Origin of the sequence: Streptomyces glaucescens (assembly GCF_000761215.1) — a bacterium.
Classification (GTDB): domain Bacteria; phylum Actinomycetota; class Actinomycetes; order Streptomycetales; family Streptomycetaceae; genus Streptomyces; species Streptomyces glaucescens_B.
Window position 1 is genome coordinate 263,024 of record NZ_CP009438.1, and the last position, 17,063, is coordinate 280,086.

11 protein-coding genes are annotated in these 17,063 nt (G+C 74.3%); 2 read left to right on the top strand and 9 right to left on the bottom strand.

Features of this window, described 5'->3' with window-relative positions; all coding sequences use genetic code 11:
* Positions 1-24: 24 nt before the first annotated feature.
* Positions 25-5,217 (bottom strand): hypothetical protein, encoded by a 5,193-nt coding sequence (locus SGLAU_RS01040; protein WP_078957537.1) that lies wholly within the window; start codon positions 5,215-5,217, stop codon positions 25-27.
* On the bottom strand, positions 5,214-6,068 hold the full coding sequence (locus tag SGLAU_RS01045) for a DUF4132 domain-containing protein (protein ID WP_043497494.1): 855 nt from the start codon (positions 6,066-6,068) through the stop codon (positions 5,214-5,216). Before SGLAU_RS01045 ends, SGLAU_RS01040 begins: the two co-directional genes overlap by 4 nt.
* Before the next feature lie 312 nt (positions 6,069-6,380).
* On the opposite strand from SGLAU_RS01045, the gene SGLAU_RS01050 reads away from it, so the two are divergent.
* Complete coding sequence (locus SGLAU_RS01050) at positions 6,381-6,623, top strand: hypothetical protein (protein WP_043497496.1); 243 nt, start codon at positions 6,381-6,383, stop codon at positions 6,621-6,623.
* Positions 6,624-6,864: 241 nt separating this feature from the next.
* On the opposite strand, the gene SGLAU_RS01055 is transcribed toward SGLAU_RS01050, so the two are convergent.
* Complete coding sequence (locus SGLAU_RS01055) at positions 6,865-8,073, bottom strand: MFS transporter (protein ID WP_078957538.1); 1,209 nt, start codon at positions 8,071-8,073, stop codon at positions 6,865-6,867.
* 481 nt (positions 8,074-8,554) lie between these two features.
* Between SGLAU_RS01055 and SGLAU_RS01060 the strand changes: the two genes are divergently transcribed.
* Positions 8,555-9,328 carry a family 16 glycosylhydrolase gene (locus SGLAU_RS01060; protein ID WP_244315147.1) on the top strand — a complete coding sequence of 258 codons (774 nt, stop codon included), beginning with the start codon at positions 8,555-8,557 and terminating at the stop codon, positions 9,326-9,328.
* A gap of 50 nt (positions 9,329-9,378) precedes the next feature.
* Here the strand turns inward: SGLAU_RS01060 and SGLAU_RS01065 are convergent, their stop codons facing one another.
* From SGLAU_RS01065 to SGLAU_RS01090, 6 genes are read right to left on the bottom strand one after another with little or no spacing between them, the layout of a single operon-like run.
* Positions 9,379-10,920: a glycosyltransferase family 39 protein gene (locus SGLAU_RS01065; RefSeq protein ID WP_244315148.1), complete on the bottom strand. Its 1,542-nt coding sequence runs from the start codon at positions 10,918-10,920 to the stop codon at positions 9,379-9,381.
* 39 nt (positions 10,921-10,959) lie between these two features.
* Positions 10,960-11,949 carry a phosphotransferase family protein gene (locus SGLAU_RS01070; RefSeq protein ID WP_043497498.1) on the bottom strand — a complete coding sequence of 330 codons (990 nt, stop codon included), beginning with the start codon at positions 11,947-11,949 and terminating at the stop codon, positions 10,960-10,962.
* Positions 11,949-12,626, bottom strand: a complete 678-nt coding sequence (locus SGLAU_RS01075) for a hypothetical protein (RefSeq protein WP_043497501.1) — start codon at positions 12,624-12,626, stop codon at positions 11,949-11,951. The genes SGLAU_RS01070 and SGLAU_RS01075 overlap by 1 nt, the downstream gene beginning before the upstream one ends.
* A gap of 50 nt (positions 12,627-12,676) precedes the next feature.
* Positions 12,677-13,438 carry an SAM-dependent methyltransferase gene (locus SGLAU_RS01080; protein WP_043497502.1) on the bottom strand — a complete coding sequence of 254 codons (762 nt, stop codon included), beginning with the start codon at positions 13,436-13,438 and terminating at the stop codon, positions 12,677-12,679.
* A 42-nt stretch (positions 13,439-13,480) separates the two neighbouring features.
* Complete coding sequence (locus SGLAU_RS01085) at positions 13,481-15,220, bottom strand: ABC transporter ATP-binding protein (RefSeq protein ID WP_043497503.1); 1,740 nt, start codon at positions 15,218-15,220, stop codon at positions 13,481-13,483.
* Complete coding sequence (locus SGLAU_RS01090; protein ID WP_244315149.1) at positions 15,217-16,914, bottom strand: ABC transporter transmembrane domain-containing protein; 1,698 nt, start codon at positions 16,912-16,914, stop codon at positions 15,217-15,219. The genes SGLAU_RS01085 and SGLAU_RS01090 overlap by 4 nt, the downstream gene beginning before the upstream one ends.
* Positions 16,915-17,063 lie beyond the last annotated feature (149 nt).

A 17,063-nucleotide genomic window follows, 5' to 3' on the forward strand; every position in this document is an offset into this window, starting at 1 on the left:
CTTCCGGACGTGGGTGGACGGCGGTCATCGGCGGCGGCCCTTGCGGGTGGCGCGGGTGGTCAGTTCCTCGTACGCCGGGGCGTCACCGGCGCGTACGCGGTCCCACGCGCGCCCGAACAGCTCCGGCACCGGCACCGACGGCACCGCGCGGGCGTGCGTGCCGACCGGGTAGAGGCCCTGCTTCCAGACCTCCACCGGCAGGGCGGGCGCCTTCAGGTCGAGCCAGCCGCAGGGGAGGAAGAGGGTGCGTCCGGCGCGCGCCCGCCTGGCCTCGACGACCAGGCCGGTGGCCGCGAGTTCGGCACGGGCCTTCTTCGTCCGGGCCGGCTTCCAGCCCGTCCAGCGGGCGCAGTTGCGGTCCGTCGGATCGGGCAGGGCCAGCAGCTGCAGGTAGAGCACCGCCGCGTCCGCGCCCAGGCCGTGCGCCTGTGCGACCTCGGCGACCAGGCCGGGCGCGCTCAGCGACGGGTCCTGGGCGTACCCGGTGGGCCCCTCGGGGTCCGTGCCGGCCGCGACCGCACGGGCGAGGTCCTCGCCCAGGATCGTCCGCAGCGCCCGCATGCCGTGGCCCCGCGCGGGGCCGACGAGCCCTTCGACCAGTCCGAACACCGGGTCGTCCGCGCCGGTGAGGGCGGCCGGCCGGACCAGGACGGTCTCCTGGTCGCCGTACCAGGGGCGCAGCGCCAGTGCCTCGCCCACGGCGGTCAGACCCTGTGCGTCGGCGCCTCCGGTGGCCGGCATGCCGTACGCCTTGCGCAGTTCGGCGGCGGCCGGCGAGCCCTTCTCCGTCCACGCCAGGTCGAGGTCGAGCAGCAGTCCGGGATCCGCGACGCGGCGGCGCAGCGCGGCCAGCGCCCCGGGCAGCACGGCGCGCAGGGGGTGCCCGTAGGGCAGGGAGTAGGCGAGCCCCGCGAGGGCGGCCACGGCACGCGACAGGTCGTACCGCCCGGGCAGTGCCCTGGGATCGTCCGGCACCAGTTCGCCGTCCTTGCCGGGACGCTGCACCGTGGTGCGGCTGATCCACGGGGTGCGGTGCGGGTTGAGCACCTCCTCCGCGGTCCCGGTGGGCAGCCCCGCCAGGGACTGTTCCGCGGCCAGGTCCTCGGGCAGGCGGACGACTCCGGCGAGCCGGCCGGCCCACACCCGGCCCGCCGCTTCGGTGTCGGGTCCCGTCGTCCACAGGCCGGCGGGGTCGTCGGGCAGCAGCGCGCCGACCAGCGCGGCCCGGTCACCGGGGCCGAGCCAGCCCAGCAGCGCGTCGCCGAGCTGCTTCTGGCGGGGCTTCAGGCCGGTCGCGGCGATCACCTCGTCAGTGAGCTGCGGCGGCTTCCCCGCGAGCAGCAGGGCCGCCTGCACGGGTCCGAGCCCGTCCCGCGTCGCGGCGCACAGCGCGGCGGGCGCCTCCGGCTGCCAGGGCGCGGCCCCCTTCTCCCGGATCAGTCCGGTCACCGCGGCCAGCGCGTCGGCCGGGAACACCGGCGGGTAGGCGGTCTCCCGTTCCAGCGTGAAGTGGGCGACCGCGCCGAACGCACCGGACGGGTCGTGGTCCAGGGCCAGCCAGTGCACACGCCCTTCGCGGTGGTCGACGGTCTGGCTGCCGAGCACGACGACGGTCCGGCCGTCCCGGCGCAGCACCTGGCCGGTCCGCTCCTGCCTGGTGTGCGGCTCGCTGAGGACGATCTCGCGCAGCGCGCCACCGGGGGCGGCCAGGGGCCCCTCCGTGATCGCGTCGAACAGCAGGAGCAGCGCCTGCCGGTGCGTGTGCGTCATGGTGGCCGAGGCGGCGCGGTAGGCGAGCGGGCGCAGCAGTCCGAGCACGGACGGCCACACCAGGCCGATGCCGGGAAGGGTGTGCTCGTCGCTGTGCCAGCCGCCGGCGGGCCCGGTGAGCCGGGCCGATCCGGGCAGGGGCCTGCCACCGGCCGGGTTCCCGGACAGGACGTGGTTGACGGCCCGGATCTGGCGCAGCGCGCTCCAGCGCTGCTCGCCGCCCCACCAGCCGTGCAGGTTGGCGAGGCCGTCGACGGCCTCGCGCAGGGTCTGGTCGTCGCCGTTCTCGGGGCGGTAGCCGGCGAACATGCCGCGGGTGCGTTCGGCGTCCGTCGCCTGCCGCTCGGCCGGGGGCGCCACGAAGGCGGCGATCGACTCCGCGAGGCGCAGCACCCCGCGTGCGAGGCCGGCGACACCGGTGAGCACGTGCGGTTCCGTGAGGGCGGGCAGGCAGCGCGCGACGGTCTCCCGCAGGACCTCGTCGGCGCTCGGCACGGCGGGCTGCCCGGTGGCGTCCCCCGTGACGTGGCCCGCCCCGCCCGCCGCGGCGTGACCGGTGCCGGCCGCCGTGCCCGCCGCGGCCGCGTCGGCCTTCGCCCGGGCGGCTGCCGCGGCGACCTCGGCCTGACGCTCCGCCAGGGCCTGAGCGCCGGCCCGCAGCACGTCGTCCGCCTGCTCGTCGCTCAGCGCGCGCAGCAGCGCCGACGCGTTCTCGTCGCGCGGCCGCAGCGCGTGCCAGAAGTCGACCGGCGGGACGAGCCGCGTTCCGGCGGCGAACTCACCGCCGCGCTCCAGCGGGGTCACCCGTCCCAGCTCCAGCGGGCCGCCGTCGCCGTCCGCCGTGTACAGAGTGATCTGACGGTGGCCGGCGACGACGACGGGTTCGGCGCCGCCGGGCAGCCGCAGCGCCCCGACCGGAACGCCGGAGGTGCGGCCGGGCGCGGTGGGCAGGGTGGCGGTCCGGCCGTCCGGCGTGCCGACGGTGACGCGGGCCTCGTCGCCCTCGCCCTCGGCGCGCACCCAGCGGCCGAGGACGATGCCGTCCGTGCCGAACGGGCTGTGCTCAAGGCCGGGCTGAAGGGGCAGCACCGAGCAGTGCTGCTGGCGCAGGGTGGCGCCCTCGCGGATGCCGGAGCGCAGGAACGCGGGCAGCGAGGCACGCGCGTGGGTGCCGGTGGCCGGGTCGTACTCGAGCCACACGTGCTGCCGTCCCTGCCGTCCCTGGCGCCAGTACGAGGTGCCGTCCCCGAGGACGGGGCGGGTGGGCGGAAGGTCCGTGTCGCCGGCGTGCAGGGTGCGCCCGCCGGTGGCGCGGCCGCCGCCCGGCAGCGGGATCGAGGTGCCGCCCGCGTCACGGCCGCCGTACCAGCGCGGGATCCGCTCGCCGCCGAGCGCGAACACCTCGGAGGGGCGGGCCGACCAGTAGCCGTACTGCTTGCCGTCGTGCCACCACATCACCAGCAGTTCGCCGTCGGTGTAGCGGAACAGCGGCCGCTGCCAGCGGTCGAGCTCCGCCGGCAGGCGCAGGTCGTGCTCCAGCAGGATCTCCTGCGGCCCGACGACGATCGCCTTGTGCCGGCGGGACAGGATCAGCGCCGGCCAGGCCTCGTGGACGCCCAGGGTGTCGTCGCGGTCGGCCCTGGTCTCCGCGTCCAGCCGCCGCAGCGCCTCGTCCAGGGCGGGCCAGCCCAGCTCGTCCGGGATGCCGGCGCGCAGGGTGCGGCCGAGCAGCGGTGCGACGTCGACCGCGGCGGCCCGGGCCACGGCCTGCGGGCTGATGCGGGCCGCGACCGCGCGGAACGGGCGCAGCTTCTCCAGCGCCGCGCGTGCGGCGGGCAGTGCCGCCGCGGCGGAGAGTTCGGCGGCCGCGTCGTCCAGCCACTCGCGCAGTACGTCGGAGAGCACCGGGTGTCCGGCCAGTCCCTCCAGCAGGGCCGGGCCGAGGCCGTGGCCGGTCAGATTGCCGACGGCGGCGTACAGCAGGCGGCGGCCGGACGGGTCCGCGGCGAGGGCCGTCAGGTCCCGCCGCCCGGGCCGGGTCTCCTGGAGCCACTGGCCGAGAGGCAGATGGACGGTGTCGTGGGCCGGTGGCCAGGCCAGGGGTATGCTCTCGGCCACGCACAGGTCGAGCAGGTCGAGGTCGGCGCCGGCGTGCCAGCGGCCGGTGAAGAGGTCCACGGGACGGCCCTGGGCGCGCAGCCGTGGTGCCATCCGCCGCACCAGGGCGAGGGTGGCGGAGGAGCGTCCGCTGTGCGTGGCACCGTGCTTGCGGAACAGCGCCCAGCGGCTGAGCCAGTCCGCCGCGTCGGTGCCGTCGGCGGTGCCGGAGCCGTCGGCCGGGTCCGCTTCCTCCGCGGAGCCCCTGTCACCCGTCAGCAGGCCGTCGGCGCCGGTGTCCGCGAGCAGCGCCAGCCAGAACTCGTCGTCCTCGGTGGAGCGGCCCAGCCCGGCCGGCATGATCTCCAGCAGCCGCGCCCGTACGGCGGGCCGCTGTCCGGCCAGGACGACGAGCGTCGCCCGGTAGGTGTTCCAGAAGGTGGCCGGGGCCCGCACCGCCGCCGGGGAGGCCAGCAGATCGGCGACCAGGGCGCACTCCTCGGTGACCCGGTCCAGGCCCGCCGCCTTGATGAGGGCGCGCGCGTCCTGGGGCAGCGACGCGTACGGTGGCATGCCGGCCGCGCACCGTTCCACGGTGAGCTGCCGGTACTGCGCCCAGGCCTCGGCCGGGCTGAGCCGTGCCGCGAGGTCCTTCACATGCTCCTTGAGCGCCTTGACCGTCAGGGCCCCGGCGAAGGCGAACTCCAGGAACACGGCGCGCTGCCGCTCCTCGTCCACGCCGAGCGCGTGCACCCGCTCCGCGTCGCGTGCCTTGCCGAAGAAGGCGGCCGCGTAGGTGGTGTTCTCGTGCTGGAGGAAGACGCGGGCGGCCTGCTCGTAGAAGGTGGGCAGGAAGTGCGGCACGGCCCGGCCGAGCCGTTCGCCCAGTTCCTCGAAGCCCTCCTTGGCGGTGCCGGGGCGGGACTTGGCCTGGCGGGCCAGCCGCTCGACGTCCTTGACCAGCGCCAGCGCGTGGTGTCCGTTCGCCGGGTCGTTGACCAGCGCCCAGGCCGGGAAGCCGAGGGTCTCCCGGCGCACCTGCCCGACCTCGTGGGTCCGCGCGTCCCGGACGAGGCCGAGGAAGTCCATCGCGAGGTCCTCCGCCTCGCCGAGGGTGCCCGGCACCAGCCGCACGACGGTCCGTTCGTCCAGCGCCGGATGCGTGTACGTGCGGACGGTCAGGACGTCCGCGTCCTCGTGGTCCCTGCTGCCCGGGGGGAGGATGGCACCGGCGTCGAGCAGTGCGGCCGCCGTGGTCTCGTCGTACCGGGGTCCGTGGTGGGCGGGCCGGTCGTGGCGGGTCCCGCCGTGCGCGGATCCGTCGTGGGTCACCGTGTCGTCCGTCGTCATGCCGCGCGCTCCTCGTCCTCGATGTCCCGCCCGGCGTACAGCGCGGCCGCCATGCGCATGCCCTCGGACCAGGCCACCGGCCCGACCTGACCCAGTCTCAGCACCCGGCCGGCCGGGTCGGTGAAGACCAGCGGGCCGGTCTCGGTCTCCTCGTAGCCGTCGTAGTCGCCGACCCACACCCGGGCCTCGACGGCGCGGCCGTCCTCCAGCACCGAGCAGACGGCGTGGCCGCCGCGCACGCGGTAGCCGAGCTGCGTCGCGCGGCCGTGCAGGAAGCGCAGTTCCTTGAAGGCACCGCCCGCGTACTCCTCGACCGAGGTCGCGTCGGCGTCGAGCGCGGCGGGCCGCCGCCACACCTCGCGGAAGAGCTGCTGGGCCCGCTGTTCGACACCCAGCTCGACGGCGAACTCCCGCAGGTCCTCCAGGTCGTCGAGGAGCACCGGGTGCGGCAGGCGGACCAGTTCGGGGGTGAGCCGGACCGTGTCGCCGTCGGGGTCGACGAGGCCGAGACCGCGTTCGGGGTCGGCGTCCCGCAGGAACCCGGCGACCGTCCCGTCCTCCCCCGTGACCACCAGGTCACGCAGGGCGGCCCGCCACGCCGGGTCCGGCCACACCCGCACCAGGACGGCGAACGGCACCGGCAGCGAGCGCACCATCCACCGCTCCACGTCGGCCAGGCACTGCCGCTCGTGCCGTTCCAGCCACTCGGCGAGCTGGCGCAGCCCCACCACCGCCGGATCGTCGGCGATCTTCGGCGGTACGGACTTCAACCGCCGCCCGGCCGCGTTCCGGCACACCACCTTGCCGTCGTCGAGGGCGACTTCATAGCCGCCGGCCGACACCCACCCCATTTGTGTGCCTCCCGCACCCGCAATGATCAAGTGGCCGGAACTGTAGAGCACGGCACTGACAACGGGACCGCCGGCGCCGGTGCGAGGGGAAAACCCCTTGGCGGCGGTCGTGCGGCTGCCTTCCGTCGGCGGTGATGGAGATGTCCTTCCCCGGAAGCTGCCGGACAACCAGCACGAGATCCTGGTCCGCGCCCGCAAGGGGCCGGACGTCAGGCTGCCCGCCCAGCCGGTCGGTCCGGCCATGCCGCACGACCTGGTCCACGCGGTCGTGGAGACCGCCCTCGGCATCGACGACGGCTTCTGGGGGGGGCGATGGCGCGCGGCGCCACCTTCCAGGGGTTCGAGCTCGTCACCCCGGGCCGGCACCGGCGGTCCGGGCTGAAGGTGCTGCGCCGGGGCGGCGACGCCGTGATGGCCGCCGAGCTCTCCGTGAACTGGGCGTACCGCGTGTGGCGCGGTCTGTCCACGGACGGCCGCGGTGTCGGCCCGGCGCCGCTGGACGCCGGCTCCCTCGCCAGGACGGGGCCGCGCCTGGACGCGGCCGCCGCTCGCTGAACCGCGGTCCCCGAAGGCGGGGAACTCCTCTGGCACTGGGGCTCCGACCGCTGGTCGCCGGTCCGTTCCGCACGACCCCGCTGCGCTCCGGCCGGGAACCGGGCCGCGACGGCCCCGCGCGCGCTTCGGGGCACGCGGGGGCGGCGAAGCGGCCGGCGTGCCCGTGACGCCGGGGCGGATGCGGGCGGCAGGGCTGCCGCCCGCGTGCGCGGCGAGGAGTGAACCGGGGACCGGGGCCGGCTCAGCCGGTCCCCGTCCTCGCGTCCGAACGGGGCGGGGCCTGCCGGCCGGCAGGGGTGCGGGGTCCGCGGAGGGCCAGCGGTGCGGCCACCACGGTGGCCACCGCCATCACCGCGGCCGTGACGACGGCGTCACCGGTGGACAGGCTGCCGGCCGTGCCGGTGAACACGGCCACCAGCAGCGCCCGGCCGCTCATGTTCAGCGAGGACGCCGCTCCCTGCAGCTCGGGGAACACCTGGAGGGACCGGCCGAAGACGACGGGGTAGACGGCGGCGAAGCCGGCGCAGAAGACCGCGAGGGACACGGTGGTGGACACCGGGCCGTCACCGAGGACGAGGAACACGGCCACCCCGGTGAGCGTGGCGGCGGTGCCGCACGTCACGCTGCGTCCGGGACCGCCGAGCAGTTCCATGATCCTGGTGGCGAAGAGGCTGGTGACCGCGAACGACGCGACGACGACCAGCAGATGGCCCGCGAACGCCGGCGTGGACAGGCCGTAGGCGCCGGTGTAGAGGAACGAACTGGCGGCGATGAAGACCATGTAGGCGGCGAACAGCAGGCTCGGGACCAGGGACGCCGTGACGAACGCCCCGCTGCCCAGCAGTCGCCGGTAGTCGCCCGCCACCTGCCGGGTGCTCACCTCGCCCCGCCCGGTCCTGGTCTCGGGCAGGAACAGCGCCATCAGCAGCAGCGACACCAGGGTGACGGCGAAGACGACCGCGTAGTTGCCGCGCCAGCCGAGGGTGCGGTCGACCAGACCGCCGAGCGCCGGGGCCGCCGTCATGAACGCGGACATGGCGGCGTTGGTGAGCCCGAACATCCGCAGCATCCGGGCGCCCTCGTAGACGTCCGCGATGATCACGAAGACGAGCACGACGGAGGTGCTGGCGCCGATGCCCTGCACGAACCGGGACACCAGCAGGAACTCGATGCCGGGGGCCACCGCGCAACCCAGTGCGCCGACGAGCATGATGCCGTTGCCGGCCAGCATGACGCCGCGTCGGCCGAACCGGTCGGACAGCGGTCCGTGGACGAGGGCGCCCAGACAGTAGCCGAGGAAATTGCAGGTGACGGTCAGCTGGACGGACGACTCGGACGCGTCCAGCGCCCGGGCGATGCCGGGGAAGCTGGGCACGGACATGTCCAGCTCGACGATGGTGCCGATCAGCGCCACGACCAGCAGCGCGGGAAGGAATCTGTTCTCGTTCATGGCCTCGTGAGGGAAGGGGCGGGCCGCGCGGATTCCCGGGTCCGCGCGAGGCGCGACGGACGGCGGGTACGCCGGGGACCGGCCGGGTGAGGGAAGCGGGCACGTCGAACCGCGCCGTGCCGGAGCGGCGGCGCTCCCGGCACGGCTCAGCGGTGCGTGGCGAGTCTTCGGATCAGCGGCCACCAGGTGGCCTGCGCGTTGCGCGGCCTGCGGCCCGCCCGCTCGCCACCCGTGGCGTGTGACGCCGACTGCAACGTGGCCCCTTCTGCTCCCTCGGACGAGGTTGTCGTTCTCTCATCGTAGGCACGGGATCGTCGTCGGCCGCACCTGGTTTTCACGCCGGTGCGCCGCTCCGGTGCCACCCCGGTTCCTGCCTGCCGGGCGTACGGGACGGACCGCTCGATTAACCCGGACGGGTCAATTTCCTCCGGCGTGCCGGGTCCCGAGGCATGACCGGCCCACCGGCAGCCATATCTCCTGCATGGACGAATCGATCCCGGGCGGCCCGCTGCCGGCGCCGCGCCGCTCGAACGTGTCGGACATCGTGTTCACGGCCGATTTCGGCTCGGAGGCCCAGTGGGTCGCCGGCCGCTCGTGGGCCTATCCCGACGGCGGCCCGGTCAATCCGGGCGACGACAAGCTGGACTACCTGGTCCCGGACGCCGAGTACAGCCGTTCCGGGGTCTTCCGGGCCACCCGGCGCCCGGACGGCAGGTGGAACACGGGGCTGCTGACCACCGAGGGCAGCCGGGAGGAGTTCGTCGTCCGCTCGGGAGACGTCCTCGAGGCCCGCGTGCGGCTGCCGCACGAGGTCGGCGCCTGGCCGGCCATCTGGACCTGGCGGGACGGGGACCAGGAGATCGACGTCTTCGAATACCACCCCGACCACCCGGATCTCCTCGAGTTGAGCAACCACGTGCGGGACACGCACCGTTACGTCCGGGACAGCGCCGTCCGCCCGGGCGCCTGGGTGGACCTGCGCACCGAGTTCGGGCGGCGCTCGGTGGTCTGGTGGCTGAACGGCCGGGAGGTGTTCGCGGACGGACGGGGTGTCGGGCGTTCCTGGCACGCCTGCCTCATCGTCAACCTCTCGGTCTGCGCGGGCCGCTACCACCCGCCGCCGCCACCGGGGACGGACGAGATGTCCTTCGAGGTCGCTTCCCTGGTCGTACGGCGGCCGTCCGTCACCAGCCCCCTGCCCGGCGGGGCGGCCACCGTCCGGGACACCCGTTCGTCGGGTGCGGCGGAGGCGTAGACGTGGTGGAGGCCGAGGAGCGGTCCCGGGCGTGACGCCGTCCTCGTCGGTCAGTCCAGCAGGTTCAGGCGCCGGAGCTGGGGCCAGATCCGCGGCCAGGGTTGCTGCTGACCGGTGATCAGCGAGATCGGGCGGCCCTGGTAGTCGGTGTCGATGCCGAGCCCGTTGTCGACCGTGGCGACCTGCCGCACCACGCCGAAATGTGCGCGCACCGCGGGTTCGGGATCGCCGACGTAGATGACGGTGGTCCGGTCGGCGTCGGGTGCGCCGAAGAACCAGTAGCCCCGGGAACCGCTGTGCACGGCCGGCAGTCCGCGGGCGGGTCCGAAGTACGCCAGTGCGGAGGCCACCCAGTAGTCGTCGGACATGACGACGGTGCGGTCCCGCACACCGGGGGGAAGCCGGTGGTAGACCTCGCCGACCTGGTCGGCCAGTTCGGGCCAGCCGATCTCCGCGCGCTTGTCGAAGCGGTGCGGCGGCCGGTCGGCGTAGGCGTCCCGCGGCAGCAGCGGCAGGTCCGCGAGCGGCCACAGCACCGACACCGCGATCACGGGGCCCACCCACCGGCCCGGCAGGCCCGCGCGCCGCCGCTGGAAGCCGGCCGCGCCCGCCGCCCACAGGGCCGGGAACACCCCGTAGACGTAGTAGGCGCGTCCGCCGGTCAGGACGACGAAGCCGGTCACCAGGAGGGCGGCGACCGCGAGGAAGCGGCAGTCGGACGGTTCCCGGCCGGCGAGCAGCCTCGCGAGCCCGTACGCCCCCAGCACCAGACCGAGCACCGGCCCGAGGCCCAGGACCATCAGCGCCAGGTTCTCCGCGGTGCCGTCGATCCGCGACACCTCCGCGGCGATCGCCCCGCCCATCTCCCACTGCGGCCAGCCGTGCCGGTGCTGCCAGAGCAGCGTCGGCACGGCGGACAGCGCGGCGAGCGCGGCCCCCGCCCACAGGGACGGCCGGGTGAGCAGGGAACGGGGCCCGCACAGCAGTACGGCCGTCAGCAGCGCCGCGCAGTACACGGCGATCTGGAACTTGACCTGGAACGCCACGCCGACGACCGCACCCGCGGCGAGCAGCAGCCGGTCGCGTGGGACGCCTTCCCGGCGGGAGCGCACCCAGCGTGCCAGCAGCCAGCTCAGCAGGGTCCACAGGGTGAGGTCGAAGACCATGGTGGACAGCAGCCGCCCGAGCGCTCCGAAGGCCAGCGCGTAGGCGGCCGCGGTCAGCCACTGCGCCCGCCGGTCCGCGCCCATCTCCCGTGCCAGCAGCGCGGCCAGCACGATCCCGGCAGCGGTCGCCGCGATCGCCGGGAGGCGCAGCGCCCGCAGGGATCCCGGAGCGAGGGTGTCGGCCAGCAGCGCCAGCACCGGCACTCCGGGTGGCTGGTCGGCGTAGCCCCAGTCCAGGTGGCGGCCGGCGATGACGAAGTACAGCTCGTCGCCGTCGTAGCCGTGGCGCCCGGCGAACGCGAACAGCAGTGCCGCGGTCGAGGCCGCTATGCCGAACACCGGCCGCCAGGCGAGGGGGACCATCCCGGCCGGGTCCGGGAGGGCCCGGCCGGGCTGCCGCCGGGCGCCGTGGGAGGCAGTCTTCACGCTACTTCTCCAGGGTGAGGGCCCCGCCGCCGGTGTGCTTCAGCCCAGCGCGTCCAGGAGGGGGGCGTAGCAGCCGCCGCCGTCCGCGAGGGCGACCAGCATCCGGTACGGCTCCCAGGTGCGGTAGGCCTCCCGGCCCGGTTTGGACAGTTCCCGCTCCAGTCCCCAGGTCTCGAGCTGGATCGAGTGGCCGATGAGCAGGTCGATGTCGGAGGCGGTGCGCAGCAGGGGGCGCGCGAGCTCGGTCACCGCGGCCTGGAGCCGGCGGCGCCCCGCCGTCTCCTCCTCGGTCGGCACGGTGCCGTGCTCCGGTGGTGCGAAGGCGAGTTTCACGAGCTCGTTGAGGTCAAGGTGCACCGGGGCGAGCACCGCGAATTCGAAGTCGAGCAGCGACACCACCCGGGTGCCGTCCCACAGGGCGTTGACCGGTGACAGGTCGCCGTGGTTGAGGACGGGCACCGCGCCGGGCAGTGCCGCCCAGTGCTGGTCCAGGGCGCGGGCCAGGCGCGCGAACTCGCGGCCGGTGAGGACGTCCGCGGTGTGCAGTCGCCGCAGCCCCGCCTTGGCTTCGTCCGGCGTCGTCGCGTAGAAGGGGTTGCGCTTCCGGACCAGCGGGCGGGCGGCGTCCGGGGCGACCCGGTGCACTGCCCGCGCCCTGGCCCACAGCTGTCGCGTGGCCGTGATGCGCCGGTCCCAGTCGAGGTCCGCCCAGACGTCGTCCAGGCTGCTCGCGGCGATCTCCTCCGTGACCACCCACTCGTATCCGCCGGTGGTCCCGGTGTCCACGACGCTCGGGTAGCCGACCTCCCGCGGCAGCACGGCGGCCAGCCGGGCTTCGCGGCTCAGGTCGTCGGTGCCCGGCACCCGGGCGACCCGCACCGCCAGACCGCCTGCCAGCCAGGTGGCGTTGGTCCAGCCGGCCGCGCGCCGGGCCTGGACGAAGTCCACCCCGTGCCGCCGGAAGACCTCGGCGGCCACCGAGGCGAGTGCGTCGGCGCGGTCGGCGGTGCCCCGTGCGCCGGGCGGCACTAGTCCGCCCTCAGCCGCAGGGAGACGACCAGCCGCAGCGGGTCGGGGCCGCCGGGCAGCCGCAGCAGCGGCGGGACCTCGTGCCACATGCGCGGTCCGAGGAGCCGGGCGTCGCCGTCGCGGTCGTACATCGTCTCCAGGAAGCCGTCGCGCAGTATGCGCATGGCTCCGACGGTGTCGTAGCAGAGCGGGAACTGCAGGTTGAACCGGTCGAGGTCGGTGTCGTGCTCGGCCCCGTGCGGGCCGATGTAGTCGCCCTCCCGGTAGGCCAGCAGGAACAACCGCTCGTAGCGCAGGGTCCGGCCGGTGATCCGGCCGACCAGCGGGAGCAGTTCCTCGGCGGCGCGTTCGGCCCAGTCGAGCAGGCCCTGCTCGCGGAAGACCGTGGTGACGCGTTCGGCGTGCTCCGGGGAGTCGGCCCTGGTGTCGATGCGCAGCAGGCGGAAGCCGTAGCCGAGCTTTCCGTCGTCCTCGGCGTGCCGCTCGGCGTCGAGGACCGGTTCGTCGCGGAGGCGGTCGTAGGCCGAGCGGGCCGCGACGCGCAGCTCGGTGACGTCCGCGACCTGCGGGAGCTGGGCGCAGCGGTGGGCGGCGTAGTGGGCGCGGAAGGCTTCCAGGGACTGTTCGGGGCGGAGCGTGTCGAACGAGGCGACGAGCTGGTCGGCGTCGGCGACCATGGAACCCCCTTCAATGGCGGTGGATGCGCGGATTGTCGCGGTGGTGTTGCTCAGGCGGTGCCGAGGACCACCAGGCGGCGGCTGGAGACGGTGAACGTGCCGCCGTGTTCGTCCATGACGCGGGTCTCGGAGAAACCGGCGGTGCGGAACCATTCCACGATCTCGGGGGCCGTGAACATGCGGACGCTGTAGCGGGCGCGCTCCACCTTCGAGCCCCGGATGGTGATCTTCTCCGCGTAGTAGCGGCTGGCCTCGGCGTCCAGTTCCTGGATGTCGATGGCCATGTTGCCGCCCCGGCGCAGCACGTCGACGTGCATCTCGTGGTTGGCGAGGATGCTCGGTATGTGCCGGTAGGGAGAGTGCATGTCGAGCAGGAAGCGGCCTCCGGGGCGCAGGGCCCGCCGGTAGCGGCGGAGGATGTCCCGGTCGGTCTCGTCGTCGAAGTAGCCGAAGGAGCTGTACCAGGAGACGGCGGCGTCGAACTCGGCGTCGAAGTCCATCTCCCGCAGGTCGAGCAGCCGGTAGTCGACGTCGACGCCGCGCTGCCCGGCCTCGGCGGCGGCCATCTCGAGGAAGCGTTCGTCCCGGTCCACACCGACCACCGCATATCCCTGGGCGGCCAGCACATTGGCGTGCCGGCCGTGCCCGCAGGGCGCGTCGAGAAGGGCCATCCCCGGTTCGAATCCACCGAGTTTCACCATGGCCGCCGCTTCTCGCTCGCTCAGTTCGGGAGTGAGGTCGGGAAGGTCGAAGAAATCGTAGTCGTCGCCGAAAAGGATGTCCCAGTCCACATGCGGTTTCCTGGAATTCATGACGGTCAGGCTAGGACCGGACGCGGGATTTCGGCAATGAGTTCAATCGCCGTGCCATACGCGCCACAGGGCGGCGTAGGCGCCGTTCGCGGCCAGGAGTTCCTGATGACTTCCGAGTTCCTTTATCCGGCCGTTCTCCAGCACGGCGATCCGGTCGGCGCTCTGCGCGGTGTGCAGCCGGTGCGCGATGGCGATGACGGTGCGGTCGCTCAGTACGGCGGCGAGGGCGCGCTCGGTGTGCCGGGCGGTGGCCGGGTCCAGCAGCGCGGTGGCCTCGTCGAGGACCACGGTGTGCGGGTCGGCGAGGACCAGCCGGGCCAGCGCGATCTGCTGCGCCTGGGCGGCGGTCAGCTGGTGGCCTCCGGAGCCGACCACCGTCTCCGGTCCGTCGGGCAGGGCCGCCGCCCACTCCGCGGCACCGACCGCCTTCAGCGCGTGCTCGACCTCGTCGTCGGCGGCGGGCCGGGCGAGCGTGACGTTCTCCCGCAGGGTGCCGCGGAAGATGTGGTGGTCCTGGGTGACCAGCGCGATACGGCGTCTGAGTTCCTCGGTGCCGAGGTCGACCAGTCGCACGCCACCGAGTTCGACGGTCCCGGAGACCGGTTCGTAGACGCCGGCCAGGAGTTTGCCGAGGGTGGACTTCCCGGAACCGGACGGGCCGACCACGGCCAGCCGCTCCCCGGGGGCGAGATCCAGGTCGACGCCGTGCAGGATGTCGCGGCCCGGCACGTACGAGTAGCCGGCCGAGCGGGCGGTGAGCTGCCGGCCGTCGGGGCGGGCGCCGCTGGGGCGGCGGTCGTCGGGGAGTTCGCTGACGCCGAGCACCCGGGCGAGCGAGGCGGAGCCGATCTGGAGTTCGTCCATCCAGCTCAGCACGTCGTCCAGCGGGAAGATCAGCTGCCGTACGTAGAGCGTGGCCGCGACGGCCTGGCCCACGGTGGCCAGGCCCTGGGTGTAGAGCAGCCCGCCGATCGCCAGGGTCGCCACGACGGGGACGACGTAGCTGAGCTCGACCGTCAGGTACCAGGAGCTGCGCAGCCACATCGTGTGCCGTTCGGCTTCGTAGGCCTCGGCGAGGTCGCGGTCGAGGGCGCGCCGCCGCCATGCCTGGAGCCGCAGCGCCTCGACCGTGCGGGCGCCGGGAACCGTCTCCGCGAGGGTGTCGCCGAGCGCGGTGTAGCTGGCGCCGCGGCGCCGGTAGGCGGCCTGCGACCGGCGCAGGTACCAGCGCGTGCCGGCCCACAGCAGCGGGACGACAACGAGGCTGGGCAGCGCGGTGAGGGGGCCGACCAGCACCAGCGCCGCGAAGGTGAACAGGCAGGTCATCAGTGCGATCAGGGTTTCGGGCACTCCGTAGCGCACGGTGTTGGTGAGCGCGTCGGTGTCGCGGGAGGCCCGGGTGATGAGGTCGCCGGGCTCGGCGTCCTCCACGGTCGGCAGGGGCAGCCGGACGACGCGGTCGACGAAGTCCTCGCGGACCTCGGCGGTGACCTTCTCGCCGAACCGGCAGGAGCGCTGCACCGCCCAGTAGGTCAGGACGGCCTGTGCCACCAGGGACAGCAGCAGGGCGATCCCGATGTGGTCGACGGTGCTGAGGGTGGTGCCCCGGACGACCTCGTCGAGGAGGCGTCCGATCAGCCAGGGCCCGAGCAGGCCGCAGACGGCGGCCAGCCCGTGCAGGGCCAGCATCCAGGTGAGGTCGCGGGCGTGACGGCGGGCCAGCGCCGCTCCGTGCGCCCGGACTTCGGCGGTGCCGGCGACGGGCAGCCGGGTCCGGCTCATTCGGCGCTCCCCCGGGTCACGAGGTCGGTGGACGGCAGGGGCCCGGGCGGGGCCTCGCCGGTCTCGCGTTGGATGACGAGGCGGTAGTCCTCGCTGGCCGCGAGCAGTTCCCGGTGGGTGCCGGCCGCCGCGACCCGGCCGCCGGACAGGAAGGAGACCCGGTCGGCCTGGTTGAGCAGCAGCGGGCTGGAGCTGACGAGGACGGTGGTGCGGCCGGACCGGGCGGCGCGCAGCCGTCGCCCTATGAGGTCCTCGGTGTGCGCGTCGACCGCCGAGGTGGGGTCGACCACGATGAGCACGTCGGGGTCGGCGAGCAGGGCGCGGGCCAGGACCAGGCGCTGGCGCTGGCCGCCGGAGAAGTGGCGGCCGTCGGCGGTGATGTCGGTGTCGAGGCCGTCGGGCAGGAGGCCGACGATGTCCTCGGCGGCGGCCGCCCGGAGGGCCGCGGTGATGGCGGTGTCGTCTGCCGTCACGTGCGGGTCGAGGCTCGCGCGCAGCGGTCCGCGGAAGAGCCGGGGCCGGTTGTCGACGACCAGGATGCGGCGGCGGACCTCGTCGGGGGCCAGCGCGGTGAGGAGCCGGCCGTCGTGGCGGACGGGGGCCTCGTCGTATCCGCCGAGCCGGTCGGCGAGCCGCACGCCCTCCGCCGAGGGTGCCACGACGACGTGGAAGGTTCCGGGGGTGACCGTGAGGCCGGTGGTCTCGTCGACGAGCGCGGTGGCCAGGGTGCCCATGGGCCCGTCGGCGTGCTCGGGCGCTGCCTTCGGCCGCATGCGCAGGACGGTGACCACGCGGCGGGCGGCGACGTGGGCGCGGGCGAACCGGTCGGCGGTCTCGGTGAAGATGCCCAGCGGCTCGACGAGGAAGGCCGCGTAGGCGTAGAAGGCGACCAGTTCGCCCGGGGAGACGCTGCCGTCGAGCGCCGCGCGCGCGCCGATCCATGTGACGGTGCCGACCAGCAGACCGGGCAGCAGCACCTGGGCCGCGCGGATCAGGGCCTCCGCGCCGGCGACCCGGGCGCCCGCGGCCCGTACCCGCTGCGAGCGTTCCCGGTAGGAGCGGGCGAAGGGCGTCTCGCCGCCGATGCCGCGCAGGACGCGCAGTCCCGCGACCACGTCGGTGAGCCGGGAGGTCAGTTCGCCCTGGAGGTCGCGGTAGGCGCTCTGCCGGCGGTGCAGCGGCCGCAGGGTGTAGCCCATGGTGAGGACGATCGCGGGGACCGCGACGATCAGCATCATGCCGAGGGTGGCGGACTGCCGGACCAAGACGACCGAGACCAGGACGACCGAGATCACGGCGCCGACGGTCCGTCCGACGATGTCGAAGGCGTGGCCCAGCGCGTTCATGTCCGAGGTGCCGACGCTGACCAGCTCGCCCTCGTCCACCCGCCGCTCCAGGGTGGCGCCGAGGGTGTTGGCGTGCCCGACCACGAGCTGCACGGTGCGGAAGCCGGCGGAGAGGGAGTTGTACATGTTGAGACGGCGGCGGACGGTTCCGGAGACGGCCTGGACCACGCCGAGTCCGAGCAGGACGGCCGACCAGGACAGGACGGCGTCCATGTCGCCGGGCACCAGTCCGTCGTCGATGGCCTCCCGGATGACCACCGGCATGAGCGCCTGGGAGCCGAGCCACAGCACGCCGCAGAACGCGGCGGCGCTCAGCGGCCAGGCGATGCGACCCGCGAGCCACAGCAAAAACCGTGCGGCTGAACGAATATCCGGATTTCCTGGGTCTGCGGCAGGTAACGGGCGCATTGCGCAATGATACCGAGCCCGGCGGACGGTGCGTCAACCAGGAGCCGTTCGAGTGCGGGAAGTGAGCAGTTGAACGTTTCCTCCGGATA